Source organism: Pseudomonas yamanorum, from assembly GCF_013386765.1.
GTDB lineage: Bacteria > Pseudomonadota > Gammaproteobacteria > Pseudomonadales > Pseudomonadaceae > Aquipseudomonas > Aquipseudomonas yamanorum_A.
Window position 1 is genome coordinate 1 of record NZ_JACARE010000038.1, and the last position, 22,695, is coordinate 22,695.

The 22,695-nt window shown below is 61.8% G+C and carries 19 protein-coding genes and 1 pseudogene; 16 read left to right on the forward strand and 4 right to left on the reverse strand.

The annotated features are described in order from the left end of the window. Positions 1-224: 224 nt before the first annotated feature. The 3 genes from HX875_RS25765 (at position 225) to ppnP (ending at position 3,099) form a co-directional block, all read left to right on the forward strand. A complete protein-coding gene (locus HX875_RS25765) occupies positions 225-2,153 on the forward strand; it encodes an acetyl/propionyl/methylcrotonyl-CoA carboxylase subunit alpha (protein ID WP_177046919.1) in 1,929 nt (642 codons plus the stop codon). A gap of 71 nt (positions 2,154-2,224) precedes the next feature. Continuing rightward, positions 2,225-2,767, forward strand: coding sequence for an exonuclease domain-containing protein (locus HX875_RS25770; protein WP_169385869.1), 543 nt, complete (start codon positions 2,225-2,227; stop codon positions 2,765-2,767). Positions 2,768-2,814: 47 nt separating this feature from the next. Next, on the forward strand, positions 2,815-3,099 hold the full coding sequence (gene ppnP, locus HX875_RS25775; protein ID WP_003183665.1) for a pyrimidine/purine nucleoside phosphorylase: 285 nt from the start codon (positions 2,815-2,817) through the stop codon (positions 3,097-3,099). Positions 3,100-3,164: 65 nt separating this feature from the next. Here ppnP and HX875_RS25780 read toward each other — a convergent pair whose 3' ends face one another. Together HX875_RS25780 and HX875_RS25785 are read right to left on the reverse strand one after the other, a co-directional pair. After that, positions 3,165-3,971, reverse strand: coding sequence for an MOSC domain-containing protein (locus HX875_RS25780; protein ID WP_177046920.1), 807 nt, complete (start codon positions 3,969-3,971; stop codon positions 3,165-3,167). Between the two features lie 39 nt (positions 3,972-4,010). Further along, positions 4,011-4,946 carry a chemotaxis protein CheV gene (locus tag HX875_RS25785; protein ID WP_008430676.1) on the reverse strand — a complete coding sequence of 312 codons (936 nt, stop codon included), beginning with the start codon at positions 4,944-4,946 and terminating at the stop codon, positions 4,011-4,013. Positions 4,947-5,497: 551 nt separating this feature from the next. Between HX875_RS25785 and HX875_RS25790 the strand changes: the two genes are divergently transcribed. The 3 genes from HX875_RS25790 to HX875_RS25800 all read left to right on the forward strand — a co-directional run bounded on the left by HX875_RS25790 (position 5,498) and on the right by HX875_RS25800 (position 7,814). Then, on the forward strand, positions 5,498-5,944 hold the full coding sequence (locus HX875_RS25790) for a hypothetical protein (protein WP_177047266.1): 447 nt from the start codon (positions 5,498-5,500) through the stop codon (positions 5,942-5,944). A 320-nt stretch (positions 5,945-6,264) separates the two neighbouring features. Further along, on the forward strand, positions 6,265-7,158 hold the full coding sequence (locus HX875_RS25795; protein WP_177046922.1) for a sensor histidine kinase: 894 nt from the start codon (positions 6,265-6,267) through the stop codon (positions 7,156-7,158). Continuing rightward, complete coding sequence (locus HX875_RS25800; protein ID WP_010166456.1) at positions 7,155-7,814, forward strand: response regulator transcription factor; 660 nt, start codon at positions 7,155-7,157, stop codon at positions 7,812-7,814. The genes HX875_RS25795 and HX875_RS25800 overlap by 4 nt, the downstream gene beginning before the upstream one ends. Here the strand turns inward: HX875_RS25800 and yegS are convergent. Then, positions 7,776-8,700: pseudogene (gene yegS / locus HX875_RS25805) on the reverse strand (lipid kinase YegS); the annotation flags it as partial. The gene HX875_RS25800 and the pseudogene yegS sit on opposite strands and share 39 nt — an antisense overlap. Before the next feature lie 179 nt (positions 8,701-8,879). Here yegS and HX875_RS25810 point away from each other — a divergent pair. The 3 genes from HX875_RS25810 to HX875_RS25820 all read left to right on the forward strand — a co-directional run bounded on the left by HX875_RS25810 (position 8,880) and on the right by HX875_RS25820 (position 12,686). Further along, entirely contained in the window at positions 8,880-9,056 is a 177-nt protein-coding gene (locus HX875_RS25810) for a hypothetical protein (protein ID WP_010166452.1), read from the forward strand. 72 nt (positions 9,057-9,128) lie between these two features. Further along, complete coding sequence (locus tag HX875_RS25815; RefSeq protein ID WP_177046924.1) at positions 9,129-11,288, forward strand: mechanosensitive ion channel family protein; 2,160 nt, start codon at positions 9,129-9,131, stop codon at positions 11,286-11,288. A gap of 51 nt (positions 11,289-11,339) precedes the next feature. Further along, positions 11,340-12,686, forward strand: a complete 1,347-nt coding sequence (locus HX875_RS25820) for an amidohydrolase (protein ID WP_177046925.1) — start codon at positions 11,340-11,342, stop codon at positions 12,684-12,686. An 862-nt stretch (positions 12,687-13,548) separates the two neighbouring features. Here HX875_RS25820 and HX875_RS25825 read toward each other — a convergent pair. Continuing rightward, on the reverse strand, positions 13,549-14,262 hold the full coding sequence (locus HX875_RS25825) for a tellurite resistance TerB family protein (RefSeq protein WP_177047268.1): 714 nt from the start codon (positions 14,260-14,262) through the stop codon (positions 13,549-13,551). A 168-nt stretch (positions 14,263-14,430) separates the two neighbouring features. Between HX875_RS25825 and HX875_RS25830 the strand changes: the two genes are divergently transcribed. From HX875_RS25830 to HX875_RS25860, 7 genes are all read left to right on the forward strand, one after another. Then, the gene (locus HX875_RS25830; protein WP_003209548.1) at positions 14,431-15,342 is read left to right on the forward strand and encodes a LysR family transcriptional regulator; all 912 of its coding nucleotides are present in this window, start codon (positions 14,431-14,433) and stop codon (positions 15,340-15,342) included. Positions 15,343-15,475: 133 nt separating this feature from the next. Continuing rightward, positions 15,476-16,933, forward strand: coding sequence for a gamma-aminobutyraldehyde dehydrogenase (locus HX875_RS25835; protein ID WP_177046928.1), 1,458 nt, complete (start codon positions 15,476-15,478; stop codon positions 16,931-16,933). Between the two features lie 72 nt (positions 16,934-17,005). Beyond that, positions 17,006-18,157 (forward strand): putative ABC transporter substrate-binding protein YdcS, encoded by a 1,152-nt coding sequence (ydcS, locus tag HX875_RS25840; RefSeq protein WP_177046930.1) that lies wholly within the window; start codon positions 17,006-17,008, stop codon positions 18,155-18,157. 179 nt (positions 18,158-18,336) lie between these two features. After that, complete coding sequence (locus tag HX875_RS25845; protein ID WP_177046932.1) at positions 18,337-19,371, forward strand: ABC transporter ATP-binding protein; 1,035 nt, start codon at positions 18,337-18,339, stop codon at positions 19,369-19,371. Position 19,372: 1 nt separating this feature from the next. Beyond that, positions 19,373-20,302, forward strand: a complete 930-nt coding sequence (locus tag HX875_RS25850; protein ID WP_003209552.1) for an ABC transporter permease — start codon at positions 19,373-19,375, stop codon at positions 20,300-20,302. Continuing rightward, positions 20,292-21,101, forward strand: a complete 810-nt coding sequence (locus HX875_RS25855) for an ABC transporter permease (RefSeq protein ID WP_063032954.1) — start codon at positions 20,292-20,294, stop codon at positions 21,099-21,101. Before HX875_RS25850 ends, HX875_RS25855 begins: the two co-directional genes overlap by 11 nt. Positions 21,102-21,250: 149 nt before the next feature. Further along, positions 21,251-22,675 carry a gamma-aminobutyraldehyde dehydrogenase gene (locus tag HX875_RS25860; protein WP_177046934.1) on the forward strand — a complete coding sequence of 475 codons (1,425 nt, stop codon included), beginning with the start codon at positions 21,251-21,253 and terminating at the stop codon, positions 22,673-22,675. Positions 22,676-22,695 lie beyond the last annotated feature (20 nt).

Sequence of the window (22,695 nt, forward strand, 5' to 3'; positions counted from 1 at the left end):
CCGGTTTAGCCGCGACGGGGCAGGGACGCCCCGTCGCGGCGGCCCGCGGAGCAATCCCGGAGTGAGGGGACGCCGAGCCTAGGCGAGGCGCCGACAGGCGGGGCAGAGCGTTTTGGTTACTTTTGCGCTTTTCAAAAGTGACCCGCTGTAAGAGCGGAACCAATAGCAGCCGTTACCGCAGGAATGGATATGTACACGGTAAACGCCAACCCAAGGGATCACTCATGTTCAATAAAATCCTCATAGCCAACCGTGGCGAAATCGCCTGCCGCATCCAGCGCACCGCCCAATCCCTGGGCTACCGCACCGTAGCGGTCTACAGCGCCCCCGACGCCCACAGCCTGCACGTCCAGATGGCCGACGAAGCCGTCAACATCGGCCCCGCCCCGGTCAACCAGTCCTACCTGAGCATCGAGGCCATCCTCGAAGCCGCCCACCGCACCGGCGCCGACGCCATCCACCCCGGCTACGGCTTCCTCTCCGAAAACCCCGACTTCGCCCGAGCCTGCGCAACCGCCGGCCTGACCTTCATCGGCCCCAGCCCCGAAGCCATCGAATTGATGGGCAGCAAACGCCTCTCCAAACTCGCCATGCTCGACGCCGGCGTCCCCTGCATCAAAGGCTACCAAGGCCCCGACCAGGACGACCCAACCCTGCAACAGCACGCCGACCACATCGGCTACCCGCTGATGATCAAGGCCAGCGCCGGCGGCGGCGGCCGTGGCATGCGCCTGGTACACAACCCCGACACCCTGCTGGAACACCTGCGCACCGCCCGCTCCGAAGCACAAAACGCCTTCGGCAGCGCCGAACTGATCCTCGAACAAGCCCTGATCGAGCCGCGCCACGTCGAAATCCAACTGTTCGGCGACACCCACGGCAACCTGATCTACCTCGGCGAACGCGACTGCTCGATCCAGCGCCGCCATCAAAAAGTCATCGAAGAAGCCCCCTGCCCGGTCATGACCAGCGAACTGCGCCAAGCCATGGGCGAAGCCGCCCTCAAGGCCGCCCGCGCCGTCAATTACGTCGGCGCCGGCACAGTGGAGTTCCTGCTCGACCGCAACAACAATTTCTACTTCCTGGAAATGAACACCCGCCTGCAAGTGGAACACCCGGTCACCGAGCTGATCACCGGCCTCGACCTCGTGGCCTGGCAGTTGCAGATCGCCGCTGGCCAGCCGCTGCCGTTGCGTCAGGAACAGGTCACCCTCAGCGGCCACGCCATGGAAGTACGCCTCTACGCCGAAGACCCGGCCCAGGGCTTCCTGCCGCAAACCGGCGACGTGCTGCGCTGGGAGCCGGCGCCAGGTGTGCGCATCGATCATGGCCTGCTGGAAGGCCAGCGCATCACGCCGTTCTACGACCCGATGCTGGGCAAGATCATCGCCCACGGCGCCACACGCGAAGAGGCCCGGCGCAAGTTGGTCAGGGCCGTGGAAGATTGCGTATTGCTCGGCGTATCGACTAATCAATGGCTGCTGGCCGACCTGCTCAAGCACCCGCTATTTATCGCCGGTGACTTCAGCACCGGTTTTATCGCCGAACATTTCAGCGAGATCCCTCAAACCCAAGCGACCAACGATGAGCTGGCCCTGGCCGCCGCGCTGTTTTATCAACGCAGCGCCAGCGACCATGCCAAGCCGCTGTCGGGCTGGCGCAACAACGCCAGCGTGCCGTGGACCTGGCAACTGGCCGAACAGGACGAATCCCGGGTCGTCAGCCTCAGTGTGCTGGCTGACAATTGCCTGCAAGTCGAGATTGATCGGCACGCCGTCGAAATACGCGACCTCACCACCGACGGTCGTTGGGCCACCGCGGTGGTCAACGGTATCCGCCGCCGCATCGCCTACCACCTGCAAGGTACCCGGCTCTGGCTGCCCGGCGTATGCATCACCGACCAAACCCAGGCCGTTGCCACCCGCCAGGCCGAGGCCGGCAACGGCACGGTCAAGGCGCCGATGGATGGCGCGATTGTGGAGGTACGGGTCAGCGAAGGCGATTCGGTCAGCAAGGGCCAGCTGTTGCTGGTGCTGGAAGCGATGAAAATGGAGCACCCGCTCAAGGCCGGCATGAGCGGCGTGGTCAAGCGGATCCAGGCGGTTGCGGGAGATCAGGTGAGGAACCGTCAGATTTTGCTGGAGATCGAATGACCCCTGGGCGGAACTAGCAGGCTTGGCTACGCTCTATCCCCATCAGGACGGGAAGAGTACGGGAACCTGCGATGCCTCATTGGCTGATTATTGATCTTGAAGCCACAACGGATGAAGGCGGCTGGCCCGTGACCGAGATGGAAATCATCGAGATCGGCGTGAGCCTGGTCAACCGCCAGGGCCGTGAGCTGGACCATTTCCAGCGTTTCGTGCGGCCGCTGCGCAGGCCGTTGCTGACGCCGTTCTGCCGCCAGTTGACCCACATCACCCAGGCGAATATCGACGCCGCCGCGCCGTTGAATGACGTGTGGCCGCTGTTCGAACGCTGGCTCGGTCAACACCAGGCACGCCTGGAAGGCTGGGCGAGCTGGGGCGACTACGACCGCCAGCAACTGGAGTTGGAGTGGCAACGCCATGGCCTGAGCAGCGTGCTGGGCCAGACACCCCACGTGAACCTCAAGCAGCGTTTCGCCAAGGCCCGGCGCCTGGACAAGCCGCTGGGACTCAACGGCGCGCTGCAACTGGCGGGTATGCAGTTCCACGGCCAACAGCACCGGGCGCTGGAAGATGCGCGCAATACCGCACGGCTGCTGCCGTTGATTTTGCCCGTGTAGAAGGCATACTGGCCGACCTTTCTTGACCCTTTTCCGAGGATTCGCCCATGTTTAAAGTCAACGAGTACTTCGACGGCACCGTCAAGTCGATCGCTTTCGGCACCGCAGAAGGTCCGGCGACCATCGGCGTCATGGCCCCGGGTGAATACGAATTCGGCACTGCCCAGCGTGAAATCATGCACGTGGTGTCGGGCGCGCTGACCGTCAAGCTGCCAGACAGCACCGACTGGGAAACCTTCGCCGCCGGCAGTCAGTTCAACGTGCCTGCCAACAGCAAGTTCCAGCTGAAAGTCGCCGTCGACACGGCCTACCTGTGCGAATACCGCGGCTAAACGTTCGGTAGCCGAAAAAAAATGCCCGTCTCGCGAGAGACGGGCATTTTTTATTGCACGGACGGTTACTCCAGGATCGTCACCGGCATGCCGACTTCCAGTCGGCCCACACCATCGTTGACCAGGTTCTGTCCGAACATCACATCACCCTCTTGTTCCCGGTAGGTCTTGAGCGTGGCCAAGGGTTCGCGGTCGGCACTGCGCTCACCGCTCGCCGGGTCGATGGTGGTCAGGATGCAGCGCGAGCACGACTTGACCACGCGAAACTCGACGTCGCCAATCCGCACCCGCTTCCAGCCATCTTCGGCAAAGGCTTCGCTGCCCTCGATCACCAGGTTGGGACGAAAACGCAGCATTTCCATGGGGCGGCCGATGCGTTGCGACAGGTCATCAAGGGACGCCTGGCCGATCAGCAGCAACGGAAAGCCATCGGCAAAGCCAACCTTGTCATCATCCTTGCCGTAGCCGGCCTCGGTGGTACGCGCACGCGCCAGTGGCACTTGCACCAGCCGCGTGGGTTTGCCGATGAATTCGCTGAGCCAGGCGCCCGCTTCATCACCCGCATCCGGCACGCGCAAGGTGTCGCGCCAGATGGTCACGCCGCGCAACTCGGCATCGCTGCCGGGCAGTGGCACGTCAAGGGCTGGCTGCCCTTGGGCGCTCAGGGTCAGGCCACCGGCGCTGTTCCAAAGCGCCGACAGCTGGCTCATTTTGGCCACGGCGCGCTGGGTCAGGAACCGTCCGCTGGCCTCGTCCACCAGCATCCAGCGTCGATCCCCGTCGAGCCCGAGTGCATCCAGGCCGATCTGCTGCAAGGGTTCACCCTTGCCAGACTTCAAGGGGTATCGGTACAGCGCGCTGAGACGAAGCATGGGCCTGCATTCCTGAGGGGCAAAGCCGTCACCCTAAGCTCAAGCCGGCACTTCGTCCAGCATCAGGCGTTGACGCACCACGTCCACCAACTTGTCGGGCTGGAACTTGGAGAGGAAGTTGTCGCAACCGACCTTCTTCACCATCGAGTCGTTGAAGCTGCCGGACAACGAAGTGTGCAGCACCACGTACAGGCTGCGCAGGCGCGGGTCGTTGCGAATCTCGGTGGTCAGGCGGTAGCCGTCCATCTCGGGCATTTCGGCGTCGGTGAAGATCATCAACAGTTTGTCGGTCATTACCTGGCCGCTGTCGGCCCAGGCCTTGAGCATGTTCAGGGCCTTGAGGCCGTCGCTGGCAATGTGCATCTTCACCCCCAGTTGGCCGAGGGTGTCACGCAGTTGCGAGAGCGCTACGTTGGAGTCATCCACCAGCAGCACTTCGCGGCCACGGGCGCGCTCCAGTACCGGGTCTTCGAGTTTTTCGCGGGAAACCTTGGCGTTGTAGGGCACGATCTCGGCAAGGACTTTTTCCACATCGATGATTTCCACCAACTGGTCATCGACCTTGCTGATGGCCGTGAGGTAATGCTGGCGCCCGGCACTGGCCGGTGGCGGCAGGATCGCCTCCCAGTTCATGTTGACGATGCGGTCTACACCGCCCACCAGGAATGCCTGCACCGAGCGGTTGTATTCGGTGACGATAATGGTGCTGTTGGGCCCTGGTATCAGCGGGCGCATGCCAATCGCCTGGGACAGGTCGATTACCGGCAACGTCTGGCCACGCAGGTTGACCACGCCGCAGACAAACGGGTGGCGCTGGGGCATCAGGGTCAACTTGGGCAGTTGCAGCACTTCCTGCACCTTGAACACGTTGATCGCGAACAGCTGCCGCCCGGCCAGGCGAAACATGAGGATCTCCAGGCGATTCTCACCCACCAATTGTGTGCGTTGATCTACCGTGTCGAGAATGCCGGCCATTAAAGACTCCTGGGTTGAGCGGAAGGATATTACAGGTCACTGAAGCAGGTTATCGGCGGCAAACGCCGGACCTTGACCCCCACTAAAATGCCATGCAAATCCATTGATGTCACACTGACATCATGCTTTACTGAGCCAGCTTCAACGCAAGGCCCATCAACACCGCCGCGTGACCGCAAAGTCAGCGCGAGGTTCCCCTATGTAAGGGATTCCCCTATCCACAATCAGGACCAACCTGATATTCGCGATATCTAATAGCCATTAATGTGACGCCATTCTCATTGCATGAATGGAGTCAGGCTTTTGTTTGCTACCGCAAGCTCTCGGCCCACGGGTCGTCCACAGACTTACGTCTTGGCAACCGAAGAAGTTATGCGAATGGCCCTGAAGATGATGGGGGGTTCCGACGAGCGCGGGCATCATTCAAATAAATGCCCTACTGAAAAGTCGGAACCGACCTACAGATCTTCGTCATATTTCAGCAGTACTTTTAAGCCATTCACCCAGTGCGACATCTCATTATCCGACCGTATGTTGTGGAGACTTGCATGATGAACGACGGCAAAGAGTGGCAACTTGCACTTCCCGAGTTCCTCCTTGAGGCGGAAATGCTGCTGGCCAAGTCCCAGGAATGCTTGAGCCACCTGCACTTGATTCGTAACGACAGCGACGCCGTCGACTGCATGAAGAGCAGCCTGATCAGGCTCGCGGAAAAGTCCGACGCCCTTGCGCTGCGGGCCATCGGCGAGTTTTCCCGGCATGTGCAGTACCTGATCGCCAATGCCGCCAGCCCGTTGCAATTACACGACGAGGCACTGGACGCGCTGAATGCTTGCCTGACCTTGCTCGCCTGGCAACTGGAGTTGATCGACGCCAAAACCGGCAAACTAGGCCTGGATGAAACGGAACAAACCGTGTTGATTGCCACCGTCGTCCAGCACATCCCGCAAAGCGACTTTGGTTATAAGCAACAACGCAGCATGCCTTACGCGATTTGAATATCTTTCGCATTTAACCGACAAAACCGTCGTATTCAATGGCCGACTTATCCAAAAACGACAGCCACAACTAACCATGCATGATGTCGTCGTTAGCAGAAAAATATCAATAAGCCACTAACGACAATACCGATACAAAACAACTTCAATGATACAACTCCCCGCCTATTTGAACTCCGGGACTACCTCCCGGGGCGCTGCCGCGATTAATAACCCTCATCACGCTCGGCTCCAGGCGACCAACGGTAATAGTGGTGGTACCATGCCCCGCTCGAAGTGACTCAACTTCATGATGCATATAAACGTGAAATGCGCCTCCTATGTACGCCAGCCTGAAGTCACTCATCGCAAGGTCCGTGTCCCGAAGCAATGCACGCTGGATGACCCTCGCGCTATGCCTGTGCTCATTCCTGCTCAGCCTGTGGGCTTATGCACAATCGACCCACCTGCCTGTTGCCCTGTTGCTGTTGAACCTGGCCACCCTGCTGGTGGTAGGCCTGCAACAGTGGCGCTCGCGCAAATCCATCAAGTTCCAGCCCCAGGAATTGGCCGACCGCCTGTTGCAGGTGCAGGAAAACGAACGTCATCGCCTCAGCCGCGAACTGCACGACGATATCGGCCAACTGTTGACCGCCGCCAAGCTGCAAAGTGAGTGGCTCAAGCGCCGCCTGCCGGAAGACTTGCAGGGCCATTGTGCCGTGCTGTGCAACACCTTGAACGAAACCCTGGCCAAGGTGCAGGACGTGTCGGCCATCCTCAACCCCCGGCAGTTGGCGAGCCTGGGGCTGGAAGCGAGCCTGCGGGCGCACCTGCTCAAGACCCTGGAAAACACCCGGGTGAGCTGGAGCCTGGAATGCCATCAACGGTTGACCGGCATCCCGGAAGAGATGGCTGTCGCCGCCTTCCGGATTACCCAGGAAGCCGTCACCAACATGCTGCGCCATGCCCAGGCACGTAACCTGCTGGTGCGCCTGCAGCGCCTGCCCGAAGGCCTGTCGCTGTTTATCAGCGATGACGGCCAGGGCTTTTTGCCCGCCATCAACCCTGCCCAGGAAGGCCAACGGGGCATGGCCGGGATGTCCGAGCGGATTGATCAACTGGGTGGCACATTGTCCGTCAATAGCCAGCCAGGCTTTGGGACGAGGATCGAAGCGCTTTTCCCCTGGGCGCCCCGCGCCCTCGAACGGGCCAACCCCAATAAGGTTCTAGAGTGACGTGCAACTTACTCCTGGTGGATGACCACTCCCTGATCAGGGCCGGCGTGCGTGCGCTGGTCATGGATATTCCCGGCTACGCGGTGGTTGGCGAAGCCAGCGATGGTGCGCAGTTGCTGGAGCGCTTCGACGCGCTGCAACCCGACATCGTGCTGCTTGACCTGTCGATGAAACACACCGGCGGCCTCGACGCGCTGAAGGAGCTCAAGCGCGCCTACCCAAAGAGCAAAGTGCTGATTTTGTCGATGCACACCGACCCGGAGCTGATCATGTGCGCCCTGGAGTCCGGCGCTCACGGCTACCTGCTCAAGGACACCACGGCCAATGAGCTGGAGCACGCGCTCCTGGCCTTGCGCAACAACGAACGCTACCTGAGCCCGGCCATTGCCCACACGGTGATCAACCAGGCGCTGGTGCGCAATCAGGCCCAGCCCAACCCGCCGCCCCACAGCCACAACCTGACGGCACGCCAGCTGGAAATCCTGCGCTTGATCGTGCGCGGCAAATCCACCCGGGAAATCGCCAACGGCCTGGGCTTGAGCATCAAGACCGTGGAAGCCCACCGCTCGCAGATCATGAAACGCCTGCAGATTTTCGATGTGGCGGGCCTGGTGTTGTTCGCCGTGCGCGAACAGATCATCAGCCTGGACGATTAGTCAGCAATGGCGAATCCACCGGCAAATGCACCCGCAGCGCCTGGGGCAAGGCCGAGAAATGCAAGTCGTCGCCCTTGAGCGGTTCGCCGTCCAGGTTGATCGCCAGCCCTTCGGCGACCTTGATCTCGACCCACGGCAAACGCGCCCGCACAAACATATTGTCCAGGCCCCAGCCGTCCGCCATCAGCGTACGCAACGTGCCGACCACTTCCTGGGGCGCCGGCAAGATGCTGATGTCCAGCAAACCATCATCGGCCAGCGCATCGGGGCACAGCACATGGCCGCCGCCAGCCTGGCGCCCGTTACCGATGCCCAATGCCAGCAGCTCGCCACGCCAGTGGAAGTCAGGCCCCTGCAATTCACCGTAGGCCGCGCGCAACTCGCTGAAGCGTGACAGGCCGGTAAACAGGTACGCCGCGCCGCCGAGGACTTTCTTCAGGTCTTCGGAGGTGTTGGCGGTGACCTGGCTGCCAAACCCGCCGGTGGCCATATTCAGGAAAATCTGCCCGCCTACCTCGCCCAGGTCGATGGCGCGGGCCGGCACATCCAGCAGCTCCAGGGCCTGCTCGGGCTCCAGCGGTACGCCGGCGGCGCGGGCAAAGTCGTTGGCAGTGCCCAGGGGCATCAGCACCAGGCTGGCCTCAGTCTTCGCCCGGGCCATGGCCTCGGCCACATCCCGCAGCGTGCCGTCGCCGCCGCCGGCAATCAGCCGGGTATAGCCATCGGCCAGGGCTTGATCGACAAACCGCTGGGCGTCGCCGCCCTCCCACGTCACCCGCACGTCCAATTCCCAGCCTTGCTCGCGCCTCGCCTGCACCGCCGCCCGCACCTGCTCGTTGAGGGCTTGCTTGCCGTGCAGAATCAACAGCGCCTTGGGTGTGCTCATGGATGAATGCTCCTGGGTTTAAAGGTTCCTGAGGGATGTTGACCGTGGCCAATCGAAAAAAAGCCATCGGGTGTAGAAATTAACCGCGGTTTGTAGCGTTTCTGACACTGATCAACTTGCACTTCGCAAAATCGACCTAGACTTATACCCATCCCCCCACCCGACAAGGCCGTCGCCCCATGATCACCATGTCCGCCTTCCACTCCATGCTCATCCCCATCCTGACCGGCATGATCCTCCTGGCCATCGGCTTCAACTTTCGCGATAAAGCCATCGGCGTGTTCGGCATGTGGATCGGCATGCTGCTGATCCTCGGCACCGTGGTTTACAAGATCCTCGCCAAACTCGCTGAATGACAATCCCACTCGCATTGCACATGACGGCCTCGTACACTCGGTCAATTCGTCGTATTTAAGGTTGACCGCCTCGTGCTTGCCCGTCTGTTTGCCCTGCCCTGCTGTCTGTTTATCTGCCTGCTGGCCCTGTTGCCCATGGCGCCTGCCCACGCCGTGAGCCTGCCGGGGCTGCTGGGCAGCACCAACAAAACCCAACCGCAAGCCGACGTCCCGCTGGGCCAGTCCCTGGACGAAGTGATCAAGACCCTGGAGAACGACCAGCAGCGCACCAAACTGCTGAGCGACCTGAAAAAGCTCCGGGAAACCACGCAAAAAGCCCAGCCCGCCGCCGAACTGGGTGTGCTCGGCTTGATCGGCGGCACCCTGTCCAGCCTGGAGCAACAGTTCTCCGGTGCCGACAGCCCGATCAATCGCTGGTCCAGCGAGTTCGACCAGGCCAAGGATGAACTTACCGCCCTGATGCTGCCGGCCAGTGAGTGGCTGCCGATCATCTTTGCGTTTGCCATGATCCTGATGCTCTGGAGCCTGCTGGCCGCCGTGCTGATCTGGCTCAGCCACCGGGTGCGCGAGCGCTTCGGCCTGACCGAAGAACTGCCCCAACACCCCAAGACCTGGGACCTGCTGCGCTTTGCCCTGCGCAAGCTCGGCCCGTGGCTGATCGCGTTGGTGATCACCGTCTACATGAGCTACGCGCTGCCCTCGTCCCTGGGCAAATCCCTGGCGATGGTGCTGGCTTACGCGCTGGTGGTGGGCACCTGCTTCTCGGCGATCTGCGTGGTCGCGTTTTCCGTGCTCGACGGCCCGCACCGCCACCGCGCCTTGTACATCCTGCGGCACCAGGCGTTCCGGCCATTGTGGCTGATCGGCAGCTTTGCCGCCTTTGGCGAAGCCGTCAGCGACCCGCGCCTGGCCGAGAGCCTGGGCCAGCATTTGTCCCATGTCGCCGCGACCATCGCCAATGTGATGGCCGCGCTGTCCACCGGCGTGTTCATCCTGCGTTTCCGCCGGCCCATCGCGCACCTTATCCGCAACCAGCCGCTGTCCCGCCGCCTGACCCGCCGCGCCCTGAGCGACACCATCGAAATCGTCGGCACCTTCTGGTACCTGCCGGCATTGCTGCTGGTGGGCATCTCGCTGTTCGCCACCTTTGTCTCCGCCGGCGACACCAGCACCGCCCTGCGCCAATCGTTGTTGTGCACGGTGTTGCTGGTGCTGTGCATGGTGATCAACGGCCTGGTGCGCCGCCATGCCCTCAAGCCCCAGCGTGGGCACAAGCGCCATGCGCTGTACTCCGATCGACTGAAAAGCTTCGTCTACACCCTCGCCCACCTGGTGGTGTGGCTGGTGTTCATCGAACTGGGCCTGCGGGTCTGGGGCCTGTCGCTGATCCGCTTTACCGAAGGCGACGGCCATGAAATCAGCGTCAAGCTGTTCGGCCTCGCGGGCACCTTGCTGTTCGCGTGGCTGATCTGGATCCTCAGCGACACCGCCATCCATCACGCCCTGACCCGCTCGCGCAAAGGCCTGGCCAATGCGCGGGCACAGACAATGATGCCGTTGATTCGCAACGTGCTGTTCGTGACCATCTTCATCATTGCCGCCATCGTCGCCCTGGCGAACATGGGCATGAACGTCACGCCGCTGCTGGCGGGTGCCGGCGTGATCGGCCTGGCCATCGGTTTTGGTGCGCAGTCGCTGGTGGCGGACTTGATCACCGGCCTGTTCATCATTATCGAAGACTCCCTGGCGATTGATGACTACGTGGACGTCGGTGGCCACCTGGGCACCGTGGAAGGCTTGACCATTCGTACGGTGCGCCTGCGGGACATCGACGGCATCGTGCACACGATTCCGTTCAGTGAAATCAAAAGCATCAAGAACTACTCCCGGGAGTTCGGCTACGCGATCTTCCGGGTGGCGATTCCGTACAACATGGAAATCGACGACGCCATCAAGCTGATGCGCGACGTCGGGCAGAAGATGCGCAACGACCCGTTGCAGCGGCGCAATATCTGGTCGCCGCTGGAGATTCAGGGTGTAGAAAGTTTCGAGTCCGGCAGTGCGATTCTTCGCGCCCGCTTCAAGACCGCGCCGATCAAGCAGTGGGAGGTTTCGCGGGCGTTCAACCTGTCGCTCAAGCGTCACCTGGATGAGGCCGGGCTGGACCTGGCCACTCCGCGCTTGAGCGTGCAAGTGGTGACGGCGGCGGGAGGCGTGCAGGAGAAAGAATAAGCGCGGCCCGGACGACGTCAGGATCAACAACAATAATCATGGAGAGTCCTTATGCGTTTGACCGGTCTTACACACCAATGGGTATTCGGCTTGCTGTGCGGTGTCGCCAGCAGTGCGGTCATCGCCGCCAGCAGCGGCCAGGACAGTGCCCGCGAAACCATCGCCGCCCAGGCCAAAGTGCTGGAACCGGCCTTGCTGGAAACCCGGCGCGACATCCACGCCCATCCTGAACTGGGCAATACCGAACACCGCACCGCGGAGCTTGTGGCCAAGCAACTGCGGGAGATGGGGCTTGAGGTGAAGACCGGCGTTGCCCGCACGGGCGTAGTCGCCATTCTCAAAGGCGCCCTGCCCGGCCCGACCGTTGCCCTGCGCGCCGATATGGATGCGCTGCCGGTCAAGGAAGTGTCCGGCCTGCCCTTCGCGTCCAAGGCCAAGGGCGTGTACCTCGATAAAGAAGTCGACGTGATGCACGCCTGTGGCCACGACGCCCACACCGCCATCCTGCTGAGCACGGCGAAAATCCTGACAGGCATGCGCGACCGCCTGCCGGGTACCGTGGTGTTCTATTTCCAGCCGGCTGAAGAAGGCCCGAGCGACTTTATCCCCGACGGCAAGAACACCTGGGGCGCGAAGATGATGGTGCAGGAAGGGGTGATGAAGTCGCCCAAGCCGGATGCCGTTTTTGGGCTGCATGTTTGGGCGGGTGTGCCTGCGGGGCAGATCGCGTATCGGCCGGGGCCGACGTTGGCGAGCTCGGATGACCTGCGGATCAAGATTCTGGGCAAGCAGACCCACGCCGGGCGGCCGTGGGATGGGATTGATCCGATCACTGTCGGGGCGCAGACCATTGTGGGGTTGCAGACGGTGGTCAGTCGGCGGACCGATATTTCTTCGTTTCCGGCGGTGGTGAGTATTGGCACCATCAACGGTGGCACGCGGTACAACATCATTCCCGAGTCGGTGGACATGAGTGGGACGATTCGGTCCTACGACTATGGCATTCGCCAGAAGCTGCATGCGGATGTGCGCCAGACTGTCGAGAAGATCGCCGAGAGTGGTGGGGCGAAGGCTGAGGTGACGATCATTGAGAAGTACGATCCGACCATCAATAATCCGGCGCTGACCGAGAAGATGCTGCCGAGTTTGCGTTGGGCGGCGAATGGCGATGTGGTCAACGCGCCGTTGGTGGGTGGGGCTGAGGATTTCTCGTTTTATGCCAAGGAGGCGCCGGGGTTGTTTGTGTTTCTGGGGGTGACGCCGCGGGATCAGGACATGAGCAAGGCGGCGCCGAATCATAATCCGGGGTTCTTTGTGGATGAGTCGGCGTTGGTGGTCGGGGTTCGGACGCTGGCTTCGTTGGCGACTGACTATATGTATGCCAATGAGGGGGATTGAGGGTATATCCGTTATTCAGGTAACGGCTGATATTGGTTCCGCTCTTACAGCGGCTCACTTTTGAAAAGCCGGAATGCCGGCCCAGTCAAAAGTAAGCAAAACGCTCTTGCCCCACCACTCGGCACCTCGCCTAGGCTCGGTGTGCCCTCTGCTCCGGTAGCACGAAGCGGGCCGCCGCGACGGGGCGTCCCTGCCCCGTCGCGGCTAAACCGGCGTCCTGCCGGTTTACCCGCTCCGTACTACCTGCGTTCGGCCAGCGTGGTTTAACGGGGCGCCTAAGATCAAGATCAAAGTCAAAAGCCAGAGCACAGCGGCCTACCGGCCGGCTTGAGTGTGGTGAAGCAAAGGCAACATCAAAATCTACAGCGGGCACGGTCAACTGTGGGAGCTGGCTTGCCTGCGATGGCATCACCTCGGTGTATCTGATGTACCGAGTTGCCTGCATCGCAGGCAAGCCAGCTCCCACAGAAAAGCAAAGCCACCCCGTAGCAGCTGTCGAGCGCCAGCGAGGCTGCGTGCTTTTGATCTTGATCTTGATCTGCTTTTGATCTTGATCTTGATCTGCGGGCCCCGTTAACCACGATGGCCGCAAGCAGGCACGGTGGAGCGGGTAAATCGGCAGGGATGCCGATTTAGCCGCGCCGGGCCATGGATGGCACGTCGCGGCGGCCCGCGGAAACGGGCCTTCGTTCCGGCATGCCGAGCCTAGGCGAGGCACCGAGTGGTGGGGCAAAGACCTTTTGGTTACTTTTGGCTGGGCCGGCATTCCGGGCGTTTGCCAAAAGTGACCCGCTGTAAGAGCGGAACCCTAAGTAGCCGTTACCGCAGCAACGGATATGTACTGAATCAATCAATCAATCAATCAACCAGCCACCACCTGCCGCACCTGCTTCTCAAGCTCAACCTTCAACCCCGGCTCCAACTTAAGCTGCCGCGCCAACTCATCGAGATAAGCCTTCTCCATGAAGTTCTCCTCATCCACCAACATCACACTGGCGATATACATCTCAGCCGCCATCTCCGGCGTACTGGCCGCCCGGGCAACATCAGCCGGATCCAGCGGCTTATTCAGCTCAGCATGCAACCAATGCTGCAACTCCTGATCATTATCCAGCTTCACAAACTCCCCTTCGATCAACTCACGCTCACGCTCATCCACGTGCCCATCCGCCTTGGCCGCCGCCACCAACGCCTTGAGAATCGCCTGGCTATGCAGCTCAACCTGAGCGGCCGGCAAGCGATCAATCGTCTGCGGCTCACCCCGGGGCGCACTGGCCTGCTGCGCCTGCCAATTGCCGTAAGCCTTGTAGGCAATCACACCCAACGCCGCCAACCCACCATAAGTCAGCGCCTTACCCCCAAACTTGCGGGCTTTCTTGTTCCCCAACAAAAGCCCCATAGCACCGGCTGCCAAGGCGCCCCCGCCCGCACCACCGAGCAAGCTGCCCAACCCACCGCTGCCGAGCAGGCCGCCAAGGGCCCCTTTATCCTCACCTTTCCGCTGCCCGCCAGCCTTGTTCTGCAACATGTCCTGGCCAGATTTGAGCAGTTGATCAAGCAATCCACGAGTATTCATTAACAGCCTCCAGAAACGCAGGTTCATAGGACCAATAGGCCCCCAGCGTAAAACTAAGTGCCAAAAACCCCCGATCTAGAGTGCTTCCAGATGTAACGCCCCTACCCCTCAATTAAAACGATATACACTCGAACAAATCTATAAAAACACCCCACTGGTAATTCCAGCATGATGACCTTGCGTCAAATCCGTCATTTCATCGCCGTGGCCGAGACCGGCTCGATCTCCGCCGCCGCCCAGACCGCCTTCATCTCCCAGTCCACCCTGACCCTGGCGATCCAGCAACTGGAGCAGGAAATCGGCGTCAACCTGTTCAACCGCCACGCCAAGGGCATGACCCTGACCCACCAGGGCCACCAGTTCCTGCGCCAGGCGCACCTGATCCTGGCCACCGTCGACAACGCCAAGCGCAGCCTGCAACAGAGCACCGACCAGGTAGCCGGGCAGTTGATCATCGGCGTAACCAGCCTGGTGGCCGGCTATTACCTGGCAGATTTGCTCACCCGCTTCCAACGCGCCTACCCCAATGTCGAAATTCGCGTGATGGAAGACGAACGCCCCTACATCGAACACTTGCTGGTCAGCGGCGAAATCGACGTCGGCGTGCTGATCCTCTCCAACCTCGAAGACCGCCACGCCCTGCAGACCGAAGTGCTGACCCACTCACCCCATCGCCTGTGGCTGCCGGCCCAGCACCCGCTGCTGGAACACGACAGCATCAACCTCGCCGACGTAGCCCGCGAGCCACTGATTCAGTTGAACGTCGATGAAATGGGCCACAACGCCCAGCGCATGTGGACCGGCGCCGGCCTGCAACCTCGCGTCACATTGCGCACCGCGTCCACGGAAGCCGTGCGAAGCCTGGTCGCCGCTGGCCTGGGCGTGTCGATCCAGCCGGACATGACCTACCGTCCCTGGTCGCTGGAAGGCGACATCATCGAGGCCCGGCCGATCGCCGATCTCAGCCAGACCCTCGACGTGGGCCTGGCCTGGCGCCGGGGCACGGCGCGCCCGGCGCTGGTGGACCCGTTCCTGACGGTGGCGCGCGAACAGCCCCACCCACGCAAGCCATCTATTTAATCGAATGCTGCTTTCAGTATTTAGTATTTGTTGACCTCGCGCCTGACCTCTAGTCTCTACTCATCCCATAAGAGAAGGTCAGGCGCCTCGTACGAGAACAGCCATGACCACACAAGAAAAGAGATCGCGAAAAATGTCTGGCGCGCCCACACCGCTGCTTACTGCGTTGCTGATCGACGGCGAACTGGTCGCAGGCGAAGGTTTTGTCGAGCCGATCATCAACCCGGCCACCGGTGAAATCCTCACCCACATCGCCGAAGCCAGCACCGAACAGGTTGAAGCCGCGATCCTGGCCGCCCACCGCGCCTTTGCCGGCTGGTCGCGAACCACGCCCCAGCAGCGCTCGAACATTCTCCTGGGCATCGCCGATGCCATCGAAAAACAAGCCGACTACCTCGCCCGCCTGGAATCGCTGAACTGCGGCAAGCCGCTGCACCTGGCGCGCCAGGACGACTTGAGCGCCACCGTCGATGTATTCCGTTTCTTCGCCGGCGCCGTGCGCTGCCAGACCGGGCAACTGAGCGGTGAATACCTGCCGGGCTACACCAGCATGGTGCGCCGCGATCCGATTGGCGTGGTTGCCTCCATCGCGCCATGGAATTACCCGCTGATGATGGCCGCCTGGAAAATCGCCCCGGCCCTGGCCGCCGGCAATACCCTGGTGTTCAAGCCGTCGGAACACACGCCGCTGTCGATCCTGGCCCTGGCCCCCGCGCTGAGCCAACTGTTGCCGCGCGGGGTGATCAACATTCTGTGTGGCGGCGGCGAAGGCGTCGGCAGCCATTTGGTCAGCCACCCGAAAGTGCGCATGGTGTCGTTGACCGGCGATATCGTCACCGGGCAGAAAATCCTCCAGGCGGCTTCCAAGACACTTAAGCGCACCCACCTGGAACTGGGCGGCAAGGCCCCGGTGATCGTGTGCAACGACGCCGACCTGCAAGCCGTGGTCGAAGGCGTGCGCGCCTACGGTTATTACAACGCCGGCCAGGACTGCACCGCCGCGTGCCGCATCTACGCCCAGGCCGGCATCCACGACAAATTGGTGGCCGACCTCGGCGCCGCCGTCAGCAGCCTGCGGTTTGCCGGCAAGCGTGATGCCGACAACGAACTCGGCCCGCTGATCAGTACGCGCCAGCGCGACCGCGTGGCCAGTTTTGTCGAGCGTGCCCTCGGCCAGCCGCATATCGAACGCATCACCGGTGCCGCCGTGCATTCCGGCGCCGGATTCTTCTACCAGCCAACGTTGCTGGCCGGTTGTAAACAGAATGATGAAATCGTGCAGCGCGAAGTGTTCGGCCCGGTGGTCACCGTGACCCGCTTCGATGAACTGGAACAGGCCGTGGACTGGGCCAACGACTCGGAATATGGCCTGGCCTCTTCCGTCTGGACCCAGAACCTGGACAAGGCCATGCAGGTTGCATCGCGCCTGCAATACGGCTGCACCTGGATCAACAGCCATTTCATGCTGGTCAGCGAAATGCCCCACGGCGGCTTGAAGCGCTCGGGGTATGGGAAAGATCTGTCCAGCGATTCGCTACAGGACTACAGCGTGGTGCGGCACATCATGGCGCGCCACGGCCAGCATCTTTAAAACAACAACTACGCTCATGCACCACCTGCTGCAAAAACTGCCCCGACCATAATTAAAGAAGAGGGAACCCCCATGTCTGCGCACAAGACCGCACTGCTCAGTGCCCTGACCACCGCGCTGCTGGCCAGTGTCAGCATCCAGGCCGCCGAACCGCTCAAGGCGGTGGGTGCCGGTGAAGGCCAGTTGGATATCGTCGCCTGGCCCGGCTATATCGAACGTGGCGAAAGCGACAAGAACTACGACTGGGTCACCGGTTTCGAGAAAGAGACCGGCTGCAAGGTCAACGTCAAGACCGCCGCCACCTCTGACGAGATGGTGAGCTTGATGGCCAAGGGCGGCTACGACCTGGTCACCGCGTCGGGCGATGCCTCGCTGCGGCTGATCGGCGGCAAGCGCGTACAGCCGATCAACACCTCGCTGATCCCCAACTGGAAGAACATCGACCCGCGCCTCAAGGATGCGCCGTGGTACGTGGTGGGCCAGCAGACGTACGGCACGCCGTACCAGTGGGGCCCGAACGTGTTGATGTACAACACCAACGTGTTCAAGACCGCGCCCACCAGCTGGAACGTGGTGTTCGACGCGCAGAACCTGCCGGACGGCAAGCCGAACAAAGGCCGCGTGCAGGCCTATGACGGCCCGATCTACATCGCCGACGCGGCGCTGTACCTCAAGGCCACCAAGCCGGAACTGGGCATCCAGAGCCCGTACGAGCTGACCGAAACCCAGTACAAGGCCGTGCTCGACCTGTTGCGCGCCCAGCAACCGTTGATCCACCGCTACTGGCACGACACCACCGTGCAAATGAGTGACTTCAAGAACGAAGGCGTGGTGGCCTCCAGTGCGTGGCCGTATCAGGTCAACGGCCTGGTGAACGAGAAGCAGCCGATCGCCTCGACCATTCCGAAGGAAGGCGCCACCGGCTGGGCGGACACCACCATGTTGCACACCGACGCCAAGCACCCGAACTGCGCCTACAAGTGGATGGACTGGTCGCTGCAGCCGAAGGTCCAGGGTGACGTAGCCTCATGGTTCGGTTCGTTGCCGGCGGTGCCTGCCGCGTGCAAGGAAAGCGAATTGCTCGGCGCCGAAGGTTGCAAGACCAACGGTTTCGACCAGTTCGAGAAGATCGCCTTCTGGAAAACCCCGCAGGCTGAGGGCGGCAAGTTCGTGCCGTACAGCCGCTGGACCCAGGATTACATCGCGATCATGGGCGGCCGCTGACACCGCCTTCCTGTAGGAGCCGGCTTGCCGGCGATGAGGCCCTTGAGTTCTTTGCAGTATTCAAGGCCGCCATCGCCGGCAAGCCGGCTCCTACAAGGGTTCTCACCGCTATTGATAGATTTTTCAGAAGTCCAGGCCGGGCCGCTGCGACGCCCCGTACCTTTTTGGAGCACCGCACCATGACGCTTGCAGTCCAATTCACCCACGTTTCCCGTCAGTTCGGCGAAGTGAAAGCCGTTGACCGGGTTTCCATCGATATTCAGGACGGCGAGTTCTTTTCCATGCTCGGCCCTTCCGGCTCGGGCAAAACCACGTGCCTGCGCCTGATAGCCGGTTTCGAACAACCGAGTGCCGGTTCCATCCGGATTCACGGCGAGGAAGCCGCCGGCTTGCCGCCGTATCAGCGCGACGTGAACACTGTGTTCCAGGATTACGCGCTGTTCCCCCACATGAACGTGCGGGACAACGTGGCCTATGGCCTGAAAGTCAAAGGCGTGGCCAAGACCGAACGCCTCAACCGCGCCGAAGAGGCCTTGGGCATGGTGGCCCTCGGCGGCTACGGCGACCGCAAGCCGGTGCAACTCTCCGGCGGCCAGCGTCAACGTGTGGCCCTGGCCCGCGCGCTGGTCAATCGCCCTCGCGTTTTGCTGCTCGATGAGCCCCTTGGCGCACTCGACCTGAAACTGCGGGAACAGATGCAAAGCGAGCTGAAGAAGCTGCAACGCCAGCTCGGCATCACCTTCATCTTCGTGACCCACGACCAGACCGAAGCGCTGTCGATGTCCGACCGCGTGGCGGTGTTCAACAAGGGCCGCATCGAACAGGTCGACACCCCGCGCAACCTGTACATGAAGCCCGCCACCACCTTCGTCGCGGAATTCGTCGGCACCTCCAACGTGATTCGCGGTGAACTGGCGCAACGCTTGAGCGGTAACCCGCAGCCGTTCTCGATCCGCCCGGAACACGTGCGTTTCGCCGAAGGCCCGCTGGGCACTGGCGAAGTGGAAGTCAGCGGCCTGCTGCATGACATCCAGTACCAGGGCAGCGCCACGCGCTATGAACTGAAACTGGAAAACGGCCAGGCCCTGAACATCAGCCAGGCCAACAATCAATGGCTGGACACCACCGCCGGGCATCAGGTCGGCCAGTCCATCACGGCACGCTGGGCGCGGGAAGCCATGACGCCGCTGACCGACATCGCAGGCGAGGTGTGACATGAGCCTGGCCCTGTCCCAACCCCCGATGCGCAGGTTTTCCAACCTGCTGTACAAGAAGCCCAACCTGTACCTGTCGCTGCTGCTGGTGCCGCCGCTGATCTGGTTCGGCGCGATCTACCTGGGTTCGTTGCTGACCCTGCTGTGGCAAGGCTTCTACACATTTGACGACTTCACCATGGCGGTGACGCCGGACCTGACCCTGGCCAACTTCGCCGCGCTGTTCCAGCCGTCGAACTTCGACATCATCGTGCGCACCTTGAGCATGGCGGTCGTGGTGTCCATCGCCAGCGCCATCGTCGCGTTCCCCATCGCCTACTACATGGCGCGCTACACCACGGGCAAGACCAAGGCGTTTTTCTACATCGCGGTGATGATGCCGATGTGGGCCAGCTACATCGTCAAGGCCTACGCCTGGACCCTGCTGCTGGCCAAGGGCGGCGTGGCGCAGTGGTTCGTGCAGCACCTGGGCCTGGAGCCGGCGCTGCAATTCATCATGGGCATTCCCGGCGTGGGCGGCAGCACCTTGAGCACCTCGCACCTGGGGCGGTTCATGGTGTTTGTGTACATCTGGCTGCCGTTCATGATTCTGCCGATCCAGGCCTCGCTGGAGCGTTTGCCGCCGTCGTTGCTGCAAGCCTCGGCAGACTTGGGTGCCAAGCCGCGACAGACCTTCATGCAGGTGATTCTGCCGCTGTCGGTGCCAGGGATTGCGGCGGGTTCGATCTTCACGTTCTCGCTGACCCTGGGGGACTTCATCGTGCCGCAACTGGTGGGCCCGCCGGGTTACTTCGTCGGCGGCATGGTGTACGCCCAGCAAGGTGCCATCGGCAACATGCCCATGGCTGCAGCGTTCACCCTGGTGCCGATCGTGCTGATCGCGGTTTACCTGTCCATCGTCAAACGTCTGGGGGCCTTCGATGCACTCTGAAAAAGCTTCATGGAGTCTCAAGATCGCGGCCTGGGGTGGGTTGGTTTTCCTGCACTTCCCGATCCTGATCATCTTCCTCTACGCCTTCAACACCGAAGAAGCGGCGTTCAGCTTTCCGCCCCAGGGCTTCACCCTGAAGTGGTTCAGCGTGGCCTTCTCGCGGCCGGACGTGCTGGAAGCGATCAAGCTGTCGCTGCAAATCGCGGCCATTGCCACGCTGATTGCGATGGTGCTCGGCACCCTGGCCTCGGCCGCGTTGTATCGCCGGGAGTTCTTCGGCAAGCAGGGCATCTCACTGATGCTGATCCTGCCGATTGCGCTGCCTGGGATCATCACCGGTATCGCGTTGCTCGCGACCTTCAAGACGCTGGGCATTGAACCGGGGATGTTCACCATCATCGTCGGCCACGCGACCTTCTGCGTGGTGATCGTCTACAACAACGTGATCGCCCGTTTGCGCCGCACTTCCCACAGCCTGATCGAAGCCTCGATGGACCTCGGTGCCGACGGCTGGCAGACGTTCCGCTACATCATCATGCCCAACCTCGGCTCGGCATTGCTGGCCGGCGGCATGCTGGCGTTCGCGCTGTCGTTCGACGAAATCATCGTCACCACCTTCACCGCCGGCCACGAGCGCACCTTGCCGCTGTGGCTGCTCAACCAGTTGAGCCGGCCACGGGATGTGCCGGTGACCAACGTGGTGGCGATGCTGGTGATGATCGTGACGATGTTCCCGATTCTGGGTGCCTATTACCTGACCCGCGGCGGCGAAAGCGTGGCCGGTAGTGGCGGTAAATAATTGCCACTGACGAAACCGGATCCACTGTAGGAGCTGGCTTGCCAGCGATGGCGGTATCACCTGACACACCGCCATCGCCGGCAAGCCGGCTCCTACAAGTGACGCTGGTTTCGGCAGGGGAAACGATGCAGCTTTAAGAGGACTGAACCATGCAAACCAAACTGCTGATCAACGGCCAACTGGTCGAAGGCGAAGGCCCGGCGCAGCCGGTGTTCAACCCGGCACTGGGCCGGGTGCTGGTAGAGATCAAGGAAGCCAGCGAAGCCCAGGTCGACGCCGCCGTGCGCGCCGCCGACAGCGCCTTTGAAGGCTGGTCCCAGACCCCGCCCAAAGACCGCTCGCTGCTGCTGCTCAAACTCGCCGACTCCATCGAAGCCCATGGCGAAGAACTGGCCAAGCTGGAGTCGGACAACTGCGGCAAGCCCTACAGCGCCGCGCTGAACGACGAGATCCCGGCGGTCGCCGACGTGTTCCGCTTCTTCGCTGGCGCCAGCCGCTGCATGAGCGGTTCGGCCGGCGGTGAATACCTGCCGGGCCACACCTCGATGATCCGCCGCGACCCGGTGGGCGTGATTGCCTCCATCGCGCCGTGGAACTACCCGCTGATGATGGTCGCCTGGAAAATCGCCCCGGCCCTGGCCGCCGGGAATACCGTGGTGCTCAAGCCGTCGGAACAAACCCCGCTGACCGCGTTGCGTCTGGTGGAACTGGCCGCTGAAATTTTCCCGGCCGGTGTACTCAACCTGGTGTTTGGCCGTGGGCCGACCGTGGGCAGCCCGCTGGTGAATCATCCGAAAGTGCGCATGGTGTCGCTGACGGGTTCGATTGCCACCGGTGCCAATATCATTTCCAGCACCGCCGACAGCGTCAAACGCATGCACATGGAACTGGGCGGCAAGGCACCGGTGATCATCTTCAACGACGCCGATATCGACGCGGCGGTTGAGGGCATTCGTACCTTTGGTTTCTACAACGCCGGCCAGGATTGCACCGCGGCCTGCCGGATTTATGCACAGGCCGATATCTACGATGCGTTTGTCGAGAAGCTCGGCGCGGCCGTCGCCAGCATCAAGTACGGTTTACAGGATGACCCGGCCACCGAGTTGGGCCCGCTGATCACCGCGCAGCATCGCGACCGTGTCGCCGGCTTTGTAGAGCGTGCGGTGGCGCAATCCCACATCCGCCTGATCACCGGCGGCAAGGCGGTGGAAGGCAACGGGTTCTTCTTTGAGCCGACGGTATTGGCCGATGCGCAGCAGGACGATGAAATCGTGCGCCGCGAGGTGTTCGGGCCAGTGGTTTCGGTGACGAAGTTTAATGACGAGGCCCAGGTATTGGGCTGGGCCAATGATTCGGACTACGGCCTGGCGTCGTCGGTGTGGACCGCCGATGTCGGCCGCGCCCATCGCCTGGCTGCGCGTTTGCAGTACGGCTGCACCTGGGTGAATACCCACTTCATGCTGGTCAGCGAAATGCCTCACGGCGGTCAGAAACTGTCTGGCTATGGCAAGGACATGTCCATGTATGGCCTGGAGGACTACACCACCGTTCGCCATGTGATGTTCAAGCACTGACCCATAACCCCTGTCGAAGC